Below are 22,904 nucleotides of genomic sequence, written 5' to 3'. Positions count from 1 at the left end.
ATAATTCTAACGTACGCTTTATTACTGCTGATGCTAGCCATCCAGTTATTATCAGACTTAAAAAGCAGCGCGTTTTATGTAATGCCTGCCTTAAAAGATCACTGGCTCAGTCTAATCTTATTAATAAAGACTGCTATATTTCTAACACTTCTAAGCAAAAAGCTTCACTTTATTTGTCTAGATGGCGATATTCACAAAGTTGTTCAAATTCTTAGGACTCGTTTTAAGCCTGATATTTTGCGATATTTTCACAAGTTTACTCCTAAGACTCGCTCAATGGTTAAGACAGTGACCATGGATCTTAACTGCTATTATCCACTTGGATTATGCAGGACTTTATGACTACTATTCAAAATTAAAGATGAAAAACAGATTATTCACTTACTTAACTCAAAACAAACTGTAGGTAAACAAATGCATCAAACTCTATTAACTTTTAAACGTAATTATTCTGGTGTCCTAAATGGTATTGCCTCAACTTATTCTAATGGCTGTCTTGAAGTTATCAATCGCAAAATTAAATAGATTGAGCGTATCGCTTACGGATACAATAATTTTAGACATTTATTAATTAGAATTAGACTAGAGGGAAATTTGGTTAAAGTAAAAGAGCCAAGCAACTATTTTCTAGTTGCTTAACTCTTTTTACAAACTATTCATCAACAGGATTTGACAAACAGCCAATTTTATTTATTTTCCAAAAAAGCTCTGCTGATTTTCAGCAGAGCTAAATATTTAATCTTCTTCTAAAACGGAAGCTACTTTTTTAGTTTTAACAAAATGAACTACTAATCCAACTACTAAACCAACTAAAGCTGGTACAAGCCAGGAAAGTCCCATGTTAGCTAATGGCAAATGATTTCTAAGAGAAGCAACAGCTAAACCAAATGAGCTTTGACTTACAACACTTGGAAAAGCAACTACCATGTCACCCAAAGCTGGGACAACTGTAAATAAGATTACAAAGAAGTAAACAACTCCATCTGTTTCAAATAATGGTGAAAAAACAGATAATAAAATTAATACCATTGATAGTGGGTATAAGAACATCAACATTGGCGTTGACCAAGCGATGATTGTATCCAATCCAAAGTTAGCGGCTAAGAATGATGCTAAGCAGCTAAGTGCCAACCAAGCATGGTAGCTGACTTGTGGGAAGTGTTTATGGAAGTCTTGTGCAAAAGCTGCAACTAATCCAACAGCGGTAGTTAAACAAGTAACAGTTAATAAGAAAGCAAGTAAGGCTTGACCAAATACACCACCATAAACATTAACGATTTGGTTAAATGCCACCCCACCGTTATCTGAAACCTTAAAACGACCTAAGGACATTGCACCCATTAAGATTAACAATAAATAGATAAAGCCGATAGCCAAAACTGCCAATAAACCAGATTTAGCAACTACTTTAGATACGCTCTTAGCATCTTTTTGTCCCATGCCACGAACAGCAGTAACAACTGTAATACCAAATGCTAAACCTGCTAAAGCATCCATTGTGTTATAGCCTTCTAAGAATCCGTTAACTAATGCTCCATGCTTGTAAGCACTTGTTACAGCTGCAGTTTGTGGGTTACCCAAAGGACGAGCAAAAGCAACAACGAATACTAAAAATAATAGAGATAAAAATAGTGGATTTAATACTTTACCAACGTTAGACAAGATGTTGTTTTGATGGTAAGAAAATGCAAAGGCTGCTAAAAAGAATAAAGCAGAGAAGACTAATAAGGCTGTTCCTTGCATGTTCTTAGGAACAAATGGTGCCATTCCGACTGTAAATGAAACAGTGGCTGTTCTTGGAGTACCAAATAAAGGTCCAATTGTAGCATGGATTAAAACCATAAATACAACTGCAAATCCTGCACCTAAAGGCTTTCCAATATCATAAACCCCATCAGCGTGGGTAATTGCAACTGCTAACACTGATAATAAAGGCAGTAATACACCAGTGATTAAAAATCCAACAGCAGCTGTTCCCCAATTTGCTCCAGCAAGTTGTCCCAAATGTAATGGAAAAATTAGGTTACCAGCCCCAAAGAATAAACCAAATAGCAAGGAAGCAACTACTAGGTAATCCTTCCATGTTAATTTACGCGATGTATATTCTGTCATCATATTCTTTCCCTCCAGAAAATAAATATCTGAATACAAAAAAAGTCCCTCAACCAAATTACTCTGATTAAGGGACGCTTCAGCGTGGTACCACCCTTTATTTATATTGCTATCACTAACAATACCTTTCGCGTACGGCCAATTACTTGGCGATACGTTGGCACTATAATGGGTGCTCCCACTTCTTCTTACTCAAGATTAAGAATTAGAACTCGAAAGTGATTTTCATTTAATCTTAGAATTTATCTCCTCACACCTAACGAGACTCGCTGTAAATTAAGACTAAGCTACTCTTCTTTCTCTTTGTTTTCAGATTAATTAAATTTGTTAATAATTATTTTAATATAAACATCATAAATGTCAATAATTTTTTTATATTTTTTCTTGTTAAAAAATCAAGTTTATTATCTAACTGTATTATCACCGGATAAAGTACTCAAAATAAGACGGGATTTATTGTTTTCATCTCCTATTTGGGCAGCTGCACCACTTTTTCCAAAAAGTGAATTATCTCCACTTAAAGTAGAGAGTTGATACTGCGCTACTTTAGTATTTTCAACCAAAGTATCACCTGAAGTAGTTGAAACCTTAACCTCATCGCCTACTTCACTATTTTTCATCTTGAAGTCTCCGCTTATTAGCTTAACTTTTCCTTTGTTTACTACTACATTCGTACAATCAATATCTCCTGATGTAGTAGTTAATTTTGTATCTTCAACTTCTACATTCTTCAAATCTAAGTCACCGCTTACTGCAAACCCCATTAAAGTTTCTAATTTTAAGTTTTCTAAACGTGAATCACCACTTACTGAGCTTGCATTTAACATATGTAATTGTTGATCTTCTGGGACAGTAATTACCAACTCTGCTCTGTCTTTATCGGTAACTATGTTTATTTCAATAATTCCTTTTTTCCAAAACTTACCTGATTTACGCTCTACTTTAGGTTCTTTAATTTCAAGCAAGTTTTCATTGAAGGCTAGACTTGGCTTCTTATCAACCGGTCCGCGATAATGAACTTCAAAATGATCGCCTGCTTTAATTTTTAGGTCTAGATCAATTAAATCAAGTTTCAAATTAGTAAAACTATCGTTACTTAAGATCTCATTAACATATTCATTCTTCGTTTTCTCACTTGTATTGAAAAGCATTTCAGCCACCTCATTTTATTATTCATTCATTATTTTTATTTAGCTTTAATTTTACTATCATACAAATATTTTTCAATAACTTCTTACTAAGTGGCTAAAATTGATAACTAAGATGCAAAAAAAGACGACCTAAACATAAAATTTAAGTTGTCTTTTGAAATTCTACTTATCATTAACAATAATTAATGATTTAATTGCATCACGATTATTCATTGCTTCATACGCATCTTGAATATGATCTAAATCAAAACTCTTGGTAAATACCTTACCTGGATTGATTTTACCATCAAGAACTGTTTGTAATAAAACTTCTTTATCAGGTTTAGTTACAGAAGCAAATACCACCATGCAAACCTACATTCTTCCATAATAATTGGTTTGACTTAAGTTCTGCATGTGGTACACCCACTCTACTTTAATAGCTTTTTCATCTCGCATCGAAACAATATCAATTGCGCCAAATTTTTTACCTAATTGTGCACAATCATCGTTGTGAGATAAAAGAATAATTTTTTCAGCACCCAATAACTTAGCACCAATTACACCAGCAAGACCAACAGCACTATCTCCAATTACAGCTACGGTGTAACCAGGCCTTACCTCAGCATTTAAAGCTGCATGATAACCAGTTACCATTACATCTGATAAAGTTTGAAGGGATGCCAATTGATCATCAGTGTAGTCTTCCGGCTTTCCAGGAATTTTAAATAAACCTGAATTTACTGGTTGATATTTCATGTATTCTGCTTGATATCCACCATTTGTTCCAGGCTCTTTTGATTTAAGCAGTTGCCTTCAAATCCTTTAATACATGCCACACAGTAGACACACCCATGAGTAAATGGAACAATTACAAAGTTATTTGGTTTAATATCTGTTACATCATTACTAACTTCTTCAACTACACCAATTGCTTCATGGCCAATCAATAAACCAGATTCACGATCGGCAATACCTCTAAGCCACCATAAATCTGAATCACAAACACTCGCACCAATCACACGAATAGTAGCTTGATTTCCTCCATTAATCTTTGGCTTCTCTACTTCTTTTGCTTCAACTTTACCAGGTTCTACAAAAACTGATGCTTTTATATTCTATTTCGTTTTCATTAACTCACAATCATAGTTTAAATTAAAAAAGCAGCTCATACAATTCTAAAAAAATACTACTATTTATTTTATGTATATATTCGCATCCTTTAATTCACAATTAATTATTCTTTTACAAAAAAATCGGATCTATATGATCCGATTCTACCTTCTTAGTTATTTTTATCTTCGTTGTTATTCCTACTTTCTTCACGATCCGTTTTATTTTTCTCGCTATTCTTATTTTCTTTATGATCTACTTTATCTTTCTCTCTCTTATCATTCTTATCATTTTTATGATTATCAGTCTTAGTCTTTAAGATTTTTTGACTTTTGGCATCAATCTTAACTTCAGTTTCTTTATTACCATCTTTTAATTCAACTTCCCAAACTGGTTGCCTATCGTCCATTTCTAAAGACCACTTAACAGCCTTACCAGATGCCTTACTTTGAGCAATTTTTGTAGCTTCACTACGGCTTATTAAGCCATTTAGATCTAAGGCCTCTTCTTTATCATCTGCATCTAAGTTTTCTGACTTAGCTTTTAAAATTTTGCCGTTACTTGCATCAATTTTAACTTTATATTCTTTTTCTGAATCAAAACCCTCTACTTCATAAATATACTTATTTTTCTTATTTTTTAGTTCAATCTCCTTAATTGATTTTGAGCCATACTTTTCATTAAATTTATCAATTGCATCATTTTGAGAAAGATTGATTGAGTTAGAAGTTTGGGTTTGTTCAGTCGATGCTTGTCCACCAGTCGATGCTTGAGCTTGATTAATTAAACTAAGACTCGTTCCACCAAGTGCTAATCCTAAAACAGCTGCGCCTAATGATAATCTCTTAATGTTTGTTCTCATAATAGAATCCTCACTTTTTCTTCAAATTTATTTTTTATTGCTTAACTTTATATATTTAGTTTACGAAAAAACAAGGATGAAAAAACTAAGAGCAGATATAAATTAAATGAAGATTTTTTCATTTTAATCATTAGAGTGGTAATTTTATTTCAAAAATCGCCCCTTTAGGAGTATTAGCTGAAACACTAATTTTTCCATGATACTTGGTGACAATATCTTTTACAATAGCTAAGCCAATTCCAGTACCTTTAATCTGACTAGAGTGAGCTTGATCTTCGCGATAAAAACGATCAAAAATCTTATCATAATTTTCTTCTCTAATACCAATTCCCTGATCCTTAACTCTTAAAATTAAGTACCCATTATCTTTTTGCAATTCTACCTTTATTTTGGCATTGTCTTGAGAATACTTGGCCGCATTGTCTAACAAATTATGAACAATTAAGCGAAAATCTTTAATTTCAATTGGATAAAAAAGTTTTGTTGGACTAGAAATATAGACGCTACAAGTATTATATTCTTGTTCAAGAATTTCACTCTCTTTTTGAACTACTGGAACTAGATCAATGGGGCCAATTGATTGGTGTTGTTTCTTAGCTCGTCCTAATTCCAAAAGTTCATTAACCAGTATTTCCATCCTACTTGATTCAGAGTCAATATATTGGAGCGACTTTGCAATAATTTCGGGATGGTCTTTACCACGTCTTTTAATCAAATTAATGTGCCCACGGATTGCAGCAAGTGGAGTCTTTAATTCATGAGATGCATCAGTAACAAATTGCTGTTCACGTTGAATCGCCTTATCTTGATACTCTAGCAATTTATTAAAAGATTGAGCTAAATGATGAATTTCTGCTGGCTGTTTTGGAACAAATACTTTCTTTTTTGCCGTTGTTTGATGTTCAATTGCCTCAATATCTTGATCTATTTTCTCTAGTGGCTGACTCCATTTCCTTGAAAAACGTTTAATTAAAGGAATCAAACAAATGATAGCAATTAAATTTAAAATAATAATTGCAAGTAATAAATGCATAATTAAGGTGAAAAGATCATCAACATTTAGAATTACAGAAATTTGATAGTCATCTTCATTTACAGTTTGTAAATAATAGACGCTATTTCCTATAAAAACAACATTATTGTAATTCCTATGATTCTTTGCTTTTTCAAATAGTTCTTCCCCCTCTTCCGAATAGACAGTCTTACCCTTAGGAGTTTTCAATGAAATCGCATCATTACTTTGTCTAGCAAGATAAGCATTGAGAAATAATTTCCACTCCTTTTTATTCTTATGCTCATCATGATCATCAATATTATCACTAACTGTATCAATAACTTCTTCTGCTTGCTCATGAGCATTGTTATAAATGAATGCTGTTGAAATACCAGCAAATGCTAAGTTAACTAGGAAGAGGATAATAATGAATAAAGTCAGAAACAACTGTGTTAATTGTTGGGAGGTTGTCCTTATTTTTTTATTCATTACCGTCCACCTTTCTTAAGCAATAACCATATCCACGAACCGTTTTAATTAAATTACGATATTTTCCTAACTTATTTCGCAATGCTCTTACATAGACATCAACTGTGTTAGTTTGACCAACAAAATCATATCCCCACACGATATCTAACAATTCATCCCGGCTTTTAACTTTTTCAGGGTCATTCATTAATTCGCATAGCAACGCATATTCTTTTGGAGTTAGGTAGATTTCCTCACCCTTGCACCAAAATTTATGAGAAACCAAATCAATTTTTAAAACACTAAATTCTAAGGTAGAAAGGGCAACGTGCCTCTTTTCTCGTTCTAATCTTCTAAGAATCACTCTAATTCGTGCAAAAAGCTCTTCTATTTCAAAAGGCTTGGTCATATAGTCATCCAATCCTTGATCTAAAGCATTACTAATATCAGAAGCTTGATTACGGGCAGTTAACATAATAATAGGAATGTCACTAACTTTTCTAATTCTTCTTAAGACAGTGATGCCATCATAAACAGGTAACATCCAATCTAAAAGGATTAAAGTTGGTTTTTCTTTTTCAAAAAGCTCAAGACCTTCTTTACCATCTTTAGCCCAGACTACCTCATAGCCTTCTAATTCAAACTCTGGCTGAATAAAACTAGCTAGACTCTCCTCATCTTCAATCAAAAGAATTTTTACTTTTTCCATATCTTGCCATCCTACTTTCTACACCTTTAGTCTTGCTTTAAAATAGTAAATTCAATTTTAATTTGATTATTTTATTTTAAATGTCTATTAAAATAGCTCCAAGTAAACTGCTTGGAGCTATTTTGTAATAAATTTTTATTCAAACTTAGTATCCCAATTTGGATCATTATTTGCTTCAAAACACATTGCAATTTGTTCTTCCGTGTTTCTATCAATAGATAAGTTTGGCAAGTTATCTAGAGCAAAGTATTCACAAGCATCTGTTTCATCGTTAGGAGTAAATGTACCACTTAATTCTTTACACAAAAAGAAAATCTTAGTAACATTAGTTGCTAAAATTGGCTTATTATGATGATTACGATCTTGGACTGCAATAATTTTAACTGGTTCTACTTTCCTACCAGACTCTTCAAAAGCCTCTTTAACACAGTTATCTGCGACAGTTTGATCATAATCGTTCCAGCCACCTGGCAATGACCATTCTTGAGACATTTTCTCACGAACTAGTAGAATTTTATTATCTTTAAAAATTGCAGCTCGAGTTTCAATTTTTGGAGTTTGATATCCCTCATCCCCAAGAAACAAGGTTTTAAGTTTTTCTTCTGGAATTCCAGTTCTAGCAGCCATCATTTCACCAGCAATACGCCGAATTTCTTCATAGCGTTCACGATCAAAAACATCATGGCCATATCTTAATCCAGCTTGCGCTAGACTCTGCAAATCCATTGCCCAATTTGCAATTTGATCATTTGTTTTCATTCTTCAATCACCTAAAATTTACTTAATGGTTAGAAATATATTCTTGTAATTCGCCAAGTTTATCAATCTTAAAAGTAAAAGCTAACATACCAAGCTTCTTTGCTGCATCGGTGTTTGCTTTTAAATCATCGATAAATATACTTTCTTCTGGATTTAAAATATAGCGAGCAATTAATTTTCATATATTCTTCTATCTGGCTTCATTAATTTCTCTTGGGCAGAAAAAACATAACCATCAAAATAATTACCCATCTCAGAATTTTTAACAAAATTAGCAAACTGCATTCCAGTATTGGACAAACCGTAAATTTTATAACCCTGTTTACGTAATTCCTCCATATAATTAAAAACTGGCTCATAAAAATCAACATTTTCTGGCCAAGTTACCATAATTTGCTTAACCTTACTTTTTAATTTATCCGGAACTTTACTAATAAAAATTTCAGTGGCTTCTTCCTCAGTAATTTTTCCAGAGTCTATTTCGCCCCACTCTTTAGATTCAAAAATAGTTTTTCTAACTAGATCATGATCCTCGGGACTCAATTCATAATGATTTAAAATCTCATCTGGATTGTAGTTCATAATGACATTTCCAAAGTCAAAAATAATATTCTTAAGCATTAACTTCCCCTCTATCTTTAATAGTCTATAGTAAAAATATCCTCTTTTTGCTAGAATCTTGCAAGAAAAAATGTGAACTAAAATTTGATTAACAGCAGGTTAGTAGAACTATTCTGCATTAAATTATCTAAATCTTCTTTTACAGCGTCTTCCATGGCACGCCAAGTTTCAAGATTTCCTTCAAAGTGACGATCCGTTGATTGATTTACTTCACTCCAAAGTTGAGAATTATGAATAATCATCATATCTAGATAATTTAATCCCATCTTCTCTAAAGTCTCATCAATCGATGCTTTTGTCTTTTTATAATCTTTTATTTCAGCAGCGACTTTTGAATTAATAAAAATTTTGTCCTGAGCAATTCCTGAGTTTCTTACTCCTTCACCTACTCCTCGTTCATTCCCATAAGCCTAAACAGTATCGATATGGCGATATCCAATCTTAATTGCTTCTTCAACTGCCTTTGGGGTCTGATCATCCGGAATCTTCCATACTCCAAGTACCATCTTAGGAATTTTTAAACCATTATTCATAGTTAAAGTTTCATCAAAAATAGACATAAAAACATTCCTTTCTTTACTAAATTTATTTTAAAAGGAAAATTTTTAACTGTTTAAGATTAAAAATGTATCAATATCTATAGCTTAAATGTATATTTTATTTATTTCCATCTTAATAACAATCTTTAAATATTGTAAAATGCTAATGTTAGTAAATTGTAAGGAAAGATAAAATGAAAAGAAAAAATAGAAAAGACCATAATTTTAAAGATTTTTCAAATCAGGAAAAAGAAAAATTAAAGATTGTTCGCCAAGAACTTGTTCAAGCACAAAAAGAAGAACCAGAAAGCCTCCGTGAACACCTGCAAGCTTTTAATGATGGGGTAATGGCAATCATTATTACAATTATTGTATTAGAAATCCAGCCAGCTATTAATGAAGTCCACTATGGACAATTTCTCGCAAATATTATTGTCTTTTTAATTACATTCTTCATCGTAGCTGATTTTTGGTATGATCTACATTTAGCATTTTCCTACTATATATTTAAGCCTGAGAAAACAATTGCTGTCTTAGACTTCTTTTTCTTAGCTGATCTTTCTCTACTTCCAGTAATGACAAAATGGATCATGGCAGAAAGTTCAACATTTGCAGTAGCTAATTTTGGAATAGTATTTTTAATTGCTAAAATTTTAGAATATTTGATTCAATATTTTGGTGCTAAGAAGACGGCGAAATATTCACAAATTATGAATATTATTATTAGCCGATCTTTTATTAGAAAGGTCGCTGTCACCTTATTTTTAAATATTGTTCTCATTGGTCTATCGTTTGTTCTTCCTAGACTTGCCATGATTCTTTACGTAGTTATACCAGTGATTTCATTTTTATTCCCTGTTAAGCGTAACAAAATCATGTAATAAAGGCAGAAGCATTTAATTGTGCTTCTGCCTTTTTAACGCCTCCAAACAAAAAAGGCGATATCCTATTTAAGGAGTATCGCTCTTTTTCGTATCAACTATGGTGATTATTTATTCTTTTTTCTCTTGTCTCCTAATCCAAACAATGAGAATACACCTGCTAAACCAAGAAGTGCAGCTCCTGCTAACGTTAAGTTAGAGTTATCCTTCTTACCAGTTTGTGGTAAAGTAGTCTTCTTGTTTACTGGAGCGCTATTCTTATGACGAATAGCATTTCTCTTAGGCTGAACTGAATTTGTAATTACAGTTTGTTCCTTACTTTCACTCTCAGTATTAGTGCTTACTTGGTTAGTGTTCTGAGCAGTATTATTTTCTTCATTATTGTGATCTGGAGTTACATTAGTTGAAGAATCATGACTTTCAGTATTGCTGTTGTCAGCAGTACGAACTGGAATCTTCACAGCTTCGATTGCTTTAATACCAGCTTCGGTTTCAGCCTCAACTTCTGCATTAGTTGTAGCATTGAATACCTTGTTCTTAGTCTTAGTCGCAATATCAGTAATTTGACTGATTAATTCGTCTTTTTGCTTTTGATCAAGATCAGCTGCATTGATTTCATCAGTCTTCTTCTTCAAAGCATCATCGATTTCCTTAATAGCATTATCCTTACTTTCAACTAAGCTTGGAACTTTAATGCTATCAATATCTTCTAAGCCCTTGATTTCTGCTTCTTTAACATCATCGTTTGTTTGAGCATTATTAATGGCCTTAGTAGCATTATCAGCAACTTGATCTACTTGGTCAATTAATTTTTGCTTCATTTGATCAGTTAAATTGTTAGCCTTATTGATTTCATCAATCTTAGCTTTCTTAGCAGAGTTAATTGCTTCCCGAGCATCTTTTTGGACACTATCTAAGGTTGGAATGAACAAGTTAGTATTTTGATCAATTGCTTTATCACGAGTGTCAGTAATAACTTCATTTGTAGTTGTTGCTGAATCGTTAAGCTTATTAATTGCGTCTTGAGCAATCTTATTCACTTGATCAATTAAGTTCTTTTGTTCATCTGCACTTAGATTCTTAGCTTCTTCAATTTGACTGTTCTTAGCATTTTGAACTTGCTTAATTGCGTCAATTGCTGCTTGTTTAGTTTCAGCTAAACTTGGAACATTAACATTTGCAATATCTTCAATTCCCTTGTTTTCTGCTGCAGTAACAGCTGAATTAGTAGTTGCATTGTTAATTGCATCATGAGCCTTTTGAGCAATCTCAGTTGCTTGATTAATTAACTTAGCTTTTTCGGAATCACTTAAGTTAGAGGCATTATGAATCTCATCCTTCTTAGTGTTCAAAGCATCATCAATCGCGCTATTTGCTGCCTTCTTAGAATCGTCTAAGTTAGTGAAGTGAATATTGTTAATATCAGCAACACCTTTATCTTCGGCAGCTTCAACTGCAGTATTAGTAGTTGCACTGTTGATAGCGTCTTTAGCAGCATTTGCAATCTCAGTTGCTTGATTAATTAAATCAGTCTTTTCTGAATCAGTTAAGTTAGATGCATTGCTAATTTCATTCTTCTTAGAATTCAAAGCATCATCAATTGCTTGATTTGCATTGTTCTTAGCATCATTAAGACTTGGAATTGAAATATTTTCAATGTTCTTAACGCCAGTATCTGCAGCTTGCTTAGCTTCATCGTTTGTTTGAGCATTGTTGATTTCATCAATTGCTTCAGTAGCAACCTTCTTTGCTTGATCAATAAGATCTTGCTTTTCGTCTTGACTCAAGTTAGAAGCGTTATTGATTTCCTCTTGCTTTTCGCTTAAGGCTTTGTTGATAAGATCAATACTTTCTTTCTTGATATCGGATAAACCTGGAACAGTAACGTCTGCAATAGCTTTTTCACCATCAACTTGAGCAGTTTCAACTTCTGAATTAGTAGTTGCATTGGTGATATTGTCTTTAGCAATATTTGCAGCTTCAGTTGCTTGTTTAATTAAATCAGCCTTTTCTTCAGAAGAAATATTAGTTGCATTATTAATTTCATCTTCCTTATTCTTCAAAGCCTGATCAATTGCCGCATTTGCTGCGTCCTTAGCTGGAGAAGTAGTTGGAACGTTAATATTATTAATGTCCTTAACTCCTTCTTCTTGAGCGTGAGTTACTTCTTCAGGAGTAGTTGAGTCTGCAATCTTTTGTTTTGCATTATCTGCTTCATTATTGATTAGATCAGTGTAAGCCTGTTTTTCTTCATCGGTTAATGAATCGTTGATTTCCTTAAGCTTACCAGCAGCTGCATCGTCGATAGCCGCATTAGCAACATCTTTATCAATTGCTAATTTTCCATCATCGACTGCCTTCTTAACGTCCTCGTTATTCTTAGCATTATCAATTGCTTCTTGAGCCTTCTTGGCATCAGAGTCAATTTGATCTTTAGCTGCTTGTTTTTGCTCATCAGTCAAGTTGTTATCTTGATCAATTGCCTTCTTAGCTTCATCAACTTTGTTGTTAAGATCAGTAGTTGCTTGTTCCTTAGCTGCTGATTTAGCTGAGATTTCAATACTATTGATCTTGTCAATACCGTTGTTTTGAGCTTCAGCTACTGCAGCGTTGGTAGTTGCGCTATCAATTGCATTATTAGCAGCGTTTTGTACGTCAGTAACTTCTTGCTTCAATGCAGCTTTTTCTTCGTCCGTTAAGTTTGAAGAATCAATTGCATTATTCTTAGCTTCTGCAGCTTCTGCTACTGCCTTCTTAGCTGCTTCTTTAGCCACTGATTCACTTGGTACAACGATGTTGTTAATAGACTTAATGCCATTATTCTGAGCTTCAGTTACTGCTTCTGGAGTAGTTGCATTATTGATGGCATCTTTAGCACTATTTGCCTTTTCATCTACTTCATTGTTCAAAGCAGCCTTTTCTTCATCTGTTAATGATGAGTTAGAAATTTCCGCCTTCTTACCAGCGACTGCATTATCAATGGCTGCGTTAGCAACATCTTTATCAATTGCTAATTTTCCATCATCGATGGCTTTCTTAACATCATCATTGGTCTTAGCGTTATCAATTGCTTCTTGAGCCTTCTTGGCATCAGAGTCAATTTGATTCTTAGCTGCTTGCTTTTGCTCATCAGTTAAGTTGCTATCTTGATCAATGGCTTTCTTAGCATCGTCAACTTCGTTGTTAAGATCAGTTGTTGCTTGATCTTTAGCAGTTGATTTAATTGGTACTTCAATAGAATTAATTGCTTTAATACCATTTTCTTCTGCGTCGGTTACTGCAGCATTAGTAGTTGCATTATCAATTGCTTGATTTGCAGCATTTTGTGCTTCAGTAACTTTTTGCTTCAACACAGCTTTTTCTTCGTCTGTTAAGTTTGAAGAATCAATTGCTGCATTCTTTTCATCAGCCGCCTTACCCACAGCTTCCTTAGCTGCTTGCTTTGCAGCTGATTCAGCTGGCACTTCAGTATCGTTGATATTCTTAATGCCACTCTCTTGAGCACTAATTACAGCTTCTGGAGTAGTTGCATTATTGATTGATTCTTTAGCAGCTTCGGCTTTTTGATCGACTTCATTGTTTAAAGCAGATTTTTCTTCATCAGTTAATGGTGAGTTAGAAATTTCTGCTTTCTTACCAGCAACTGCGTTATCGATTGCTGCATTAGCAATATCTTTATCAATTGCTAACTTACCATCCTCTACAGCCTTCTTAACGTCATCATTAGTCTTAGAATTGTTGATGGCTTCTTGTGCCTTCTTAGCATCAGAATCAATTTGATCCTTAGCTGCTTGTTTTTGCTCATCAGTTAAGTTGTTGTCTTGATCGATTGCCTTCTTAGCATTTTCAACTTCGTTGTTAAGATCAGTTATTGCTTGTTCCTTAGTAGTTGATTTAGTTGGTACTTCAATACCATTAATTGCCTTAACACCATTTTCTTGCGCTTCAGTTACTTCTGCGTTGTTAGTTGCATTATCAATGGCAGTATTAGCAGCATTTTGTGCTTCAGTTACTTCTTGCTTCAATGCAGATTTTTCTTCATCTGTTAAGTTTGAAGAATCGATTGCATTGTTCTTAGCTTCGGCAGCTTCGGCTACTGCCTTCTTAGCAGCTTCTTTAGCTGCTGATGCAGCTGGTACTTCAGTATCATTGATATTCTTAATACCATCTTCTTGTGCAGTAATTACAGCTTCTGGAGTAGTGGCATTATTGATAGCAGCTTTAGCAGTATTTGCCTTTTCATCTACTTCATTGTTTAAAGCGATCTTTTCTTCATCAGTTAATGATGATTTAGAAATTTCGGCCTTCTTGCCAGCAACTGCGTTATCGATTGCTGCATTAGCAACATCTTTATCAATGGCAAGCTTACCATTATCAACAGCAGTATTAACCTCATCATTAGTAGTAGCATTATCAATTGCTTCTTGTGCCTTCTTAGCATCAGAATCAATTTGATCCTTAGCTACTTGCTTTTGCTCATCGGTTAAGTTGCTATCTTGATCGATTGCTTTCTTAGCGTCGTCAACAGCAGTATTAAGGTCAGTTGTTGCTTGTTCCTTAGCCTGTGACTTAGTTGGGATTTCAATGTCTTTAATTGCAGCGATCCCGTTTTCTTTAGCACTTATTACTGCTTCATCAGTGGTTGCACTGGTAATATTTGATACTGCCTTACTGTATTCCACTTGAACTTTATCTTTCAAGTTATTCTTTTCATCAGTAGTTAAATCAGTAGCATTATCAATTGCACTATTTTTAGCATCACGTGCTGCATTCAATTCTTCAATAGCTTCTTGTTGCTTCTGAACTAAAGTTGGAATAGTAATGTTATTAATGTTATCTAGGCCAGCTGCTTCTGCACTCTTGACTGCATCATTAGTTTGAGCAGCCTTAATTTCCTTAGTTGCATCATCAGCAGCTTTATTGGTTTGATCAACCAAAGCTTGCTTTTCTTCATCAGTTAAGTGAGCAGCGTTGTTAATGTCATTCAGCTTAGCATTCTTAGCACTTTCAATTGCATTAATCGCATCTGTTTGTGCTCCATCTAAGGTTGGAATAAATAGATCAGTAATTTGCTTGATTGCATCATCACGGGTTGCAGTAACTGCATCATTGGTAGTAGTTGATGGATCATTAATATGAGCAATTGCCTCGCTAGCAATTTTATCTACTTGATCACTTAATTCTTTTTGTTCTTCAGCGCTTAAGTTAGATGCAGCAGAGATTTGCTTGTTCTTAGCATCTTGAACTTGCTTAATTGCATTGATTGCATCTTGTTTAACTTGATCTAAACTTGGCACAGTCACATTAGCAATATCTGCAATACCCTTATTTTGTGCTTCAGTTACAGCATCATTGGTAGTGGCATTGTTGATATTGTCTTTTGCATTTTTAGCTACTTCAGTTGCTTGATTGATTAAGTCTTGCTTTTCATCAGTACTTAAGTTAGAAGCATTATTAATTTCATCTGTCTTAACTTGCAAAGCATTGTCAATTGCAGTGTTTGCTACCTTCTTAGCATCTTCTAGTGAAGTAAAGCGAATGCCTTTAATGTTGTCAATTCCTGCATTGGCTGCATCGCGAGCAGCATCATTGGTAGTGGCATTTTCAACATTATTCTTAGCAGTAGTTGCTGCTTCAGTTGCCTGATCAACTAATTTTTGCTTTTCAGTATCATTCAAGTTAGAAGCATTGTTAATCTCATTTACTTTAGAGTTTAATGCATCATCAATAGCTTGGTTAGCGTTCTTCTTAGCATCATCAAGAGTTGGAATAGTGACATTTTCGATGTTTTGAACACCAGTAGTGGCAGCAGCTTTAGCATCATCATTTGTTTGAGATTCGTTGATGTTGTTAATTGCTTCAGTTGCGGCATTAGTTGCATCATTGATCAAACTTTGCTTTTCATCTTGAGAAAGGTTAGAAGCATTATTGATTTCAGCAGTCTTAGCATCTAAAGCCTTGTTAACGAGATCAATGCTTTCCTTCTTAACATCAGACAAGTTTGGAACTGTTACATCAGCAATTGCTTTTTCACCATTTGTTTGAGCAGTATCAACATCCGCATTAGTAGTGGCGTTGTTGATATTGTTCTTAGCAGCATTCGCTGCTTCATTTGCCTGATTAATTAAATCAGTCTTTTCTTTAGTATTGATATTAGATGCATTGTTGATTTCGTCAGTCTTCTTTTGAAGAGCATCATTGATGGCAGCAATTGCCTTTTCTTTGACTGAAGAAGTAGTTGGGATTTCGGTATTAGTAATTTCATTTACACCGTTTGTTTGTGCAGTAGTTACTTCTTCAACAGTAGTTGCATTAGCAATATTTTGTTTTGCATTATTTGCTTCAGAATTAATTAAATCAGTGTAAGCTTGCTTTTCTTCAGTAGTTAATGGATCTTGGATCTCCTTAAGCTTACCAGCAACTGCATTGTCGATAGCTGCATTAGCAACATCTTTGTTAATGGCAACCTTACCACTGTTAACTGCATTGTTTACGTCATTATCAGTCTTAGCATTGTTAATGGCATCTTGAGCAATCTTAGCATCGGAGTCAATTTGATCCTTAACTGCTTGCTTCTCTTCATCAGTCAAATTGCTATCTTGATCAATTGCTTTCTTAGCATTTTCAACTGCCGTGTTAAGATCAGTGACTGCCTTTTCCTTAGCATCTGATTTATTTGGTACTTCAATACCATTAATTGTATTCACACCATTGGTTTGAGCTTCAGTTACTGCTGCATTTGTAGTTGCATTATCAATTGCTTGATCTGCAGCGTTTTGTGCTTCAGTAACTTTTTGCTTCAACGCAGCTTTTTCTTCATCAGTTAATGGTGAGTTAGAAATTTCTGCTTTCTTACCAGCAACTGCATTATCAATGGCTGCGTTAGCAACATCCTTATCAATTGCTAATGTACCATCATCGACTGCCTTCTTAACATCATCATTAGTCTTAGCATTGTTGATGGCATCTTGAGCAGTCTTAGCATCAGAATCAATTTGATCTTTAGCTGCTTGTTTTTGTTCATCAGTTAAGTTACTGTCTTGATCAATTGCTTTCTTAGCATTTTCAACTGCCGTGTTAAGATCAGTTCTTGCCTTTTCCTTAGCATCTGATTTATTTGGTACTTCAATGCCGTCAATTGCACTAACACCCTTGTTTTGTGCTTCAGTTACTGCTGCATTTGTAGTTGCATTATCAATTGCTTGATCTGCGGCATTTTGTGCTTCAGTAACTTTTTGCTTCAACGCAGCTTTTTCTTCGTCTGTTAAGTTTGAAGAGTCAATTGCTTTATTCTTTGCGTCTGCAGCTTCTGCTACTGCCTTCTTAGCTGCTTCTTTGACTGCTGATTCAGTTGGAACTTTAATGCCATCAATTGCAGTAACACCATTATTTTGTGCTTCAATTACAGCATCATTAGTCGTTGCATTAGTAATTTCTTCTTTTGCCTTATCTGCAGCTGTATTGGCTTCTTGTGTCAATGCAGTCTTTTCATCAGTAGTTAAATCATTAGCGGAATTGATCGCTTCTAATTTCTTAATTAAAGCATCGTCAATTGCTTTCTTTGCATCAGACTTCACAGTATCTAAGCTTGTTGGGACAATCTTCTTAATTGCATCCACACCAGCTTGACCTGCTTGAGCCGCCTCATTGTTTGTTGTAGCAGTTTCAATATTTTCTTTAGCCTTATTGGCTTCAGCAGTTGCTTGATCAATTAGATCTTTCTTTTCTGCATCACTAAGATTATTAGCTTTATTAATTACCTCAGTTTGAGCAGTAAGAGCATCATCGACCGCTTTATTAGCTGCCTTCTTGGCATCTTCTAAGCTTGGAACAGTAACCTTATTAATATTAGTTGTTCCTTCATCTTGTGCAGTCTTAATTGCATCAGCTGTAGTTGCTTGATCAATGGCTTCTTTAGCCTTATTAGCTGCATTGGTTGCTTCTTTAATTAATTGATCCTTAGTTGTCTGATCAATATTGTTAGCATCGTTGATTTCCTTAGTCTTAGCCTTAAGGGCATCATCAATTGCTTCTTTTGCAGCATTGTGACTATCAGTAACGCTTGGTACCTTTACATTGTTAATTGCATCTACACCAGCTTGGCCTGCTTTAGTTGCTTCCTCATTAGTTGTAGATTTTTCAATAGCATCCTTTGCTGTATTAGCTGCATCAGTTGCTTCTTTAATTAACTGATCTTTAGTTGTTTGATCAATATTTTCAGCGTTATTGATTTCCTTAGTCTTATCAGTTAATGCTTGATCAATTTCTTGGGCTGCCTTAGTTTTAGCATCATCTAAACTTGGAACAGTTACATTGTTAATGTTCGTAATTCCTTGAGTCTTAGCAGTATTAACTGCATTTGCATCGGTTGCTTGATTAATAGCAGTATGAGCATCCTCTGCTGCTTTCTTAGCATCTGTAATTAATTGATCCTTAGTAGCTTGATCAATATTTTCAGCATTATTGATTTCGGTAGTCTTAGCATCTAAAGCCTTTTGAATATCTTCACTAGCAGCATTCTTGGCATTCGTAAGGTTAGTGTCCCCATTCAAACCACTAATTGCATCAGTAATAGCCTTTGCTGCATTGTCTACTTCTGCCTGAGTTGCATTAGTATTCTTTAAAATCTCTTGACCAGCAGTAATTGCATTATTAAGAGCTTCTTGATTTGCTTCGTCAGCGTTAGTATAGTTACCAGTTTCCTTAGCATTATTCGCATTCGTCAAAGCTGTTTCCAAGGCTGTAGTATTAGTAGCCTCGCCTTTAAGGTTACCTTTTGCGGCATTAATTGCATCTAAAGCATTCTTAACTTCACTTCCAGATGGATTAGTCTGATTCAAAACTGCTTGCCCAGCATTAATTGCATTATTATATGCTGTTTGGGCTTCTTCACTACCGTTGTAGTATGCAGGAGTATTTCTTACATTTGGCGCATCCTTAACAGCGGCTTCTAAGGCAGCTTTGTTTGCAGTTTCAGTCTTAGCATCCCCATTTAGGTTATTATTTGCCGTTTCAAGATCTTGAAGAGCTTGGTTTACTTCTGCTTGAGTTGCATTAGTTTTATCTAAAACTGTTTGTGCAGCTGTAACTGCATTATCATATGCAGTCTTTTGAGTTTTGTCTGCATTAGTATAATTATTGCTTTCTTTTACAGTTGCAGAATTGTCAACTGCAGTTTGAAGCGCTGATTTATCAGTTGCTTCACCCTTAAGGTTACCCTTAGCAGTGTTAATGGCATCTAAAGCGTCTGTAATTTGAGTAGCCGTGGCATCTGGATTATCTAAAACTGTTTGACCGGCAGTGATTGCATTGTCATAAGCAGTTTTAGCTTCATCAGAACCATTGTAGTATGCCGCATCATCTGATTTTACAGTAGGTGCTTCATCAACTGCTTTTTGAAGGGCTTCTTTACTTGCTGCTTTCTTAGCATCACCATTTAAAGCATCTTTTGCATTATTAATGGTGGTCAATGCATTATCTACTTCAGTTTGAGTAGCATTAGCATTACTTAAAACTGTTTGACCGGCACTGATTGCATCAGTGTAGGCTTTTTGTAAATTAGAATCAGCATTGGTGTAATTATCGCTTGATTCTACTGTTGATGCTTGATCAATAGCAGTTTGCAATGCAGTCTTATCCGTTTCTTTACCAGTTAATGCAGTTAAAGCAAGTTGAATCACACTTACTGCTCTATCTACATCACTTTGATCATAGCTTGTTGGATTATCAAGAATCTCTTGACCAGCTGCAATTGCATTATTATATGCCGTTTGAGCTTCTTCAGTAGCATTGTAGTACCTTGGCTTTTGTTCTTCTACTGGAGCAGCATCTACCAATTTTTGAAGAGTATCAGTATTTACCTTTCTCAATGCTTCAACTGTTTCAGTAAGCGTTGGAGATTCAACGAAGTCTTTAGAAGCGACGACTGTAATCTTTGCATCATCAGTCAATTGATTAGCTAACGAGGATAGATCAATAGAGAATTCTCCTCCATTAGGCTTTGGTGAACCATCGGGATTTTTAGGAGTACCGGCATAAGTTACTTTTGTAGTACTTATATTTCCATCAGTATCAGTATATAGGCGATACATTCCTGCTTCAGGAATCCCAGTAGCACTGTTATTAATCAAAACAGTAATATAAATCGGCGTCTTACTATCACCAGCAGAGGTTGCAATACCAGTTAATTGATTATTTTTATCAAGGTGCAAACTGTTTAAAGTTACATCTTCACCAGCAGCAACAAAAGAAAGTGCACTTGGATTACTCTTGATGTAGTCATAAACTTTTGTAGGAACATCTTTATTTAGTGAACTTATTACACTATTACTCCACGCACCTGCAGAACTATATGTAACATCAACTTTGCCTAATGCAACTTGATATTGACTGGCAACATTAGTATTTTTAACACGGGTGAAGTTGATTGTACCGTTCTTAATCAAAGTCTTGTCGGAACTAGTATTAGCTGATAAATCAATGGTAAATTCTTTTGGTTGGTCAGAAGTGAAAGTACTACCACTTCCTAAGCCAACTGCAGTTAGAGCGCCAGTACCGTCTCCACTAATCTTAAAAGTAGAGTGGGGTTTTAGCGTTACCGTTCCCTTCCCATCGACTGTAAATAAAGAACTATTAAACGCACCTAAATTTTCGGCAGCTATTTCAAATGAAGCCCCATTACCAACTTTAATTGTGCTATCACCATTTAGATACACAGGCGTATATTTGGCGCCACTATAAGGCTCTCCATTAACATTAATTTTAATGTTGCCGTTATCATTAATTACTGCGCCAGAATTCAAATAGATAGCACCTGGTAAGTAAGGATCTCCGCTATTTTGAGATAAGTTAATTACTAAATTACCGCCTTGTTCAATGTTGATTGCTCCACCAGCAGAGTAAATACCACGTGCTACTTTACTCACTGTCCCAGCATTTTCAAAGCTTACAGTAGATGCATGTGGATTAAGTGTCACATTTGCACCATTCTTAACAGTAATAGTAGCATCCCCCTGATTTTGGATAACATTACCATTATCTGTCTCTAGAGTTACATTACTTCCTTCATCAAAGATAATTTGATTGGTTCCAGTAGTAAATTGTAGAACTTGTTGACCAGGTTGAGTCTTATATTCTTCACCATCTAGAGGACTTGTATATTTATCTACTGCATGAGCGGTAACATTATTTTTGAAAGTTACAGTGGCTGAACGAGTAGTGTAAACCAACTCCGAACCAGTATAATCGACATTATCAAAGGTATAGGAACTAGCATTCTCAATTGCACCAAACCAATTTCGACCATACATGGTCAAATCTTTAAATGTGACTGAATTATCGCTACTCATCCTAAAGGAGTAACCATTAAGATCAATAGTCTTTTTATCTCCATCTGCAGACTGGATAACAAGATCACGCTTATTAGAAATATTCAGAGTGTAATTTGTACTACTTTTTATATTACCTAAATTAAGGTCACTTGCAACATTAATAGTGTTAGCAGTTCCTTTTTGAATTGCATTAATAAAGTCTTGTGCAGTAGAAACTGTTACTGCATTAGGATCTTCTGCCTCAGCTGCAAGTATTCTAGTTGCCACTTTGCTTTCAGTAGCAGCTCGCGCACTAAGGAATGATGCATTCTTAACTGTGTCATTTACATTAAACGTATTAGTTGCAACCTCAGTAGTTGTATCGGCTACTGACTTATTTAAATCAGAAGCAGTATTATCAATAGTTGCTGTTTCTACTTTTTCTTCATCAGTCTTTAAAGTTTGAGTCTCAGTATTCCTAGTATCTACATTAGTAGTAGCTTCATTCTTTACGTTTTCTACTGCCTTATTAGCATCAACCTTAGTATCAGTCTTAGCAGCTTCTTCAACATTTTCCTTAGCTACATCATTATTTGCAGTATTCTTTGCTTTTCCTTCCTTGGTAGTAGTTTCATCAGTTTTAACAGTTTCAGTAGTTACGGTCTGCTTTTCATCTGACTTATTTTCAGTACTTTCACTACTCTTGTTAGCTTCGTTAGCATTATTAGTAGTATCAGCCTTGTAACTAGCAACAACAGTACTGTGATCAAGATTATCAGTTACTGTTGTTTGAGTTTGATTAGTATTTGTTTTATCTTCGTTATTTTGAGTATTAGTATCAGTAGTTTGATTATTGTCTGTTTGTTCTTTATCTTGTGAACTTGATACAACAGACTTATTGCCATTATCCACCGTATCAGCGGATGCTTGTTGTCCGTTATATAAACTAAAACTTAGCCCAATTAAAACGGATGCAGCTCCTACACTAAATTTACGAATAGAGAAACGTTGTTTTTCGTCTCTCATTTTTTTATTTCTCATTTCAATATTATTCTTTGAAACCATATTTTCCTCCAATGACAAATTTAAGTCGATTCAATTAAAAATTGTTGTCTATTTAATTTAGCTTAAATTTAAACATATTGATCTCATCATTTCCTTACTGTTATTTAAAATTAAATATAATAAAAAATTTATATAAACACAAACAATTTACTTACTATAATTCATATAGTAACATGTGTCTCTACTTTATTCTACAATATCAGATTATTCCTAATATTTTCTTTAATAAATTGCTTTCCCTATTAAATAACTTTTTTCTATTCAGTGTTTATTATGTATAGTATTATTTATTAATTGCTCATTACCGATTAAAAGTCATTTTCAACCGATGACTGACAAAAC

General features: G+C 34.5%; 8 protein-coding genes, 4 pseudogenes and 1 other annotated feature. Of the genes and pseudogenes, 2 read left to right on the top strand and 10 right to left on the bottom strand.

What is annotated here, in order from left to right:
- Window positions 1-639 (top strand): annotated as a pseudogene (locus tag Q9R40_RS04545) (transposase); the annotation flags it as partial.
- Between the two features lie 96 nt (window positions 640-735).
- On the opposite strand, the gene brnQ reads toward Q9R40_RS04545, so the two are convergent.
- From brnQ to Q9R40_RS04500, 9 genes and pseudogenes are all read right to left on the bottom strand, one after another.
- A complete protein-coding gene (gene brnQ / locus Q9R40_RS04540; protein ID WP_370648949.1) occupies window positions 736-2,115 on the bottom strand; it encodes a branched-chain amino acid transport system II carrier protein in 1,380 nt (459 codons plus the stop codon).
- A 64-nt stretch (window positions 2,116-2,179) separates the two neighbouring features.
- Window positions 2,180-2,425 (bottom strand) — a binding site (T-box leader).
- A 91-nt stretch (window positions 2,426-2,516) separates the two neighbouring features.
- Entirely contained in the window at window positions 2,517-3,263 is a 747-nt protein-coding gene (locus Q9R40_RS04535) for a DUF4097 family beta strand repeat-containing protein (protein WP_304676506.1), read from the bottom strand.
- Between the two features lie 162 nt (window positions 3,264-3,425).
- A pseudogene (locus Q9R40_RS04530) lies at window positions 3,426-4,357 on the bottom strand (alcohol dehydrogenase catalytic domain-containing protein).
- A gap of 170 nt (window positions 4,358-4,527) precedes the next feature.
- Window positions 4,528-5,217, bottom strand: a complete 690-nt coding sequence (locus Q9R40_RS04525) for a PepSY domain-containing protein (RefSeq protein WP_304676505.1) — start codon at window positions 5,215-5,217, stop codon at window positions 4,528-4,530.
- Window positions 5,218-5,347: 130 nt separating this feature from the next.
- A complete protein-coding gene (locus tag Q9R40_RS04520; protein WP_304676503.1) occupies window positions 5,348-6,700 on the bottom strand; it encodes a cell wall metabolism sensor histidine kinase WalK in 1,353 nt (450 codons plus the stop codon).
- Window positions 6,693-7,388 carry a response regulator transcription factor gene (locus Q9R40_RS04515; protein ID WP_304676502.1) on the bottom strand — a complete coding sequence of 232 codons (696 nt, stop codon included), beginning with the start codon at window positions 7,386-7,388 and terminating at the stop codon, window positions 6,693-6,695. Before Q9R40_RS04515 ends, Q9R40_RS04520 begins: the two co-directional genes overlap by 8 nt.
- Window positions 7,389-7,523: 135 nt before the next feature.
- On the bottom strand, window positions 7,524-8,147 hold the full coding sequence (locus tag Q9R40_RS04510) for an NUDIX hydrolase (protein WP_300594702.1): 624 nt from the start codon (window positions 8,145-8,147) through the stop codon (window positions 7,524-7,526).
- 22 nt (window positions 8,148-8,169) lie between these two features.
- Window positions 8,170-8,768 (bottom strand): annotated as a pseudogene (locus Q9R40_RS04505) (HAD family hydrolase).
- Between the two features lie 69 nt (window positions 8,769-8,837).
- A pseudogene (locus Q9R40_RS04500) lies at window positions 8,838-9,328 on the bottom strand (aldo/keto reductase); the annotation flags it as partial.
- 173 nt (window positions 9,329-9,501) lie between these two features.
- Here Q9R40_RS04500 and Q9R40_RS04495 point away from each other — a divergent pair.
- The gene (locus tag Q9R40_RS04495; RefSeq protein WP_304676499.1) at window positions 9,502-10,188 is read left to right on the top strand and encodes a TMEM175 family protein; all 687 of its coding nucleotides are present in this window, start codon (window positions 9,502-9,504) and stop codon (window positions 10,186-10,188) included.
- A 107-nt stretch (window positions 10,189-10,295) separates the two neighbouring features.
- Here Q9R40_RS04495 and Q9R40_RS04490 read toward each other — a convergent pair whose 3' ends face one another.
- The gene (locus tag Q9R40_RS04490) at window positions 10,296-22,562 is read right to left on the bottom strand and encodes a DUF1542 domain-containing protein (protein ID WP_304676498.1); all 12,267 of its coding nucleotides are present in this window, start codon (window positions 22,560-22,562) and stop codon (window positions 10,296-10,298) included.
- Window positions 22,563-22,904 lie beyond the last annotated feature (342 nt).

Source organism: uncultured Lactobacillus sp. (assembly GCF_948948975.1).
Classification (GTDB): domain Bacteria; phylum Bacillota; class Bacilli; order Lactobacillales; family Lactobacillaceae; genus Lactobacillus.
Note: the sequence above shows the minus strand (reverse complement) of the source record. Positions and strands in the feature narration are given on the sequence as shown.

Excerpts from the sequence above, each read along its gene's own strand:
- brnQ (WP_370648949.1), bottom strand. The coding sequence starts at position 2,115 with ATGATGACAGAATATACATCGCGTAAATTAACATGGAAGGATTACCTA.
- Q9R40_RS04535 (WP_304676506.1), bottom strand. The coding sequence starts at position 3,263 with ATGCTTTTCAATACAAGTGAGAAAACGAAGAATGAATATGTTAATGAG.
- Q9R40_RS04525 (WP_304676505.1), bottom strand. The coding sequence starts at position 5,217 with ATGAGAACAAACATTAAGAGATTATCATTAGGCGCAGCTGTTTTAGGA.
- Q9R40_RS04520 (WP_304676503.1), bottom strand. The coding sequence starts at position 6,700 with ATGAATAAAAAAATAAGGACAACCTCCCAACAATTAACACAGTTGTTT.
- Q9R40_RS04515 (WP_304676502.1), bottom strand. The coding sequence starts at position 7,388 with ATGGAAAAAGTAAAAATTCTTTTGATTGAAGATGAGGAGAGTCTAGCT.
- Q9R40_RS04510 (WP_300594702.1), bottom strand. The coding sequence starts at position 8,147 with ATGAAAACAAATGATCAAATTGCAAATTGGGCAATGGATTTGCAGAGT.
- Q9R40_RS04495 (WP_304676499.1), top strand. The coding sequence starts at position 9,502 with ATGAAAAGAAAAAATAGAAAAGACCATAATTTTAAAGATTTTTCAAAT.
- Q9R40_RS04490 (WP_304676498.1), bottom strand. The coding sequence starts at position 22,562 with ATGGTTTCAAAGAATAATATTGAAATGAGAAATAAAAAAATGAGAGAC.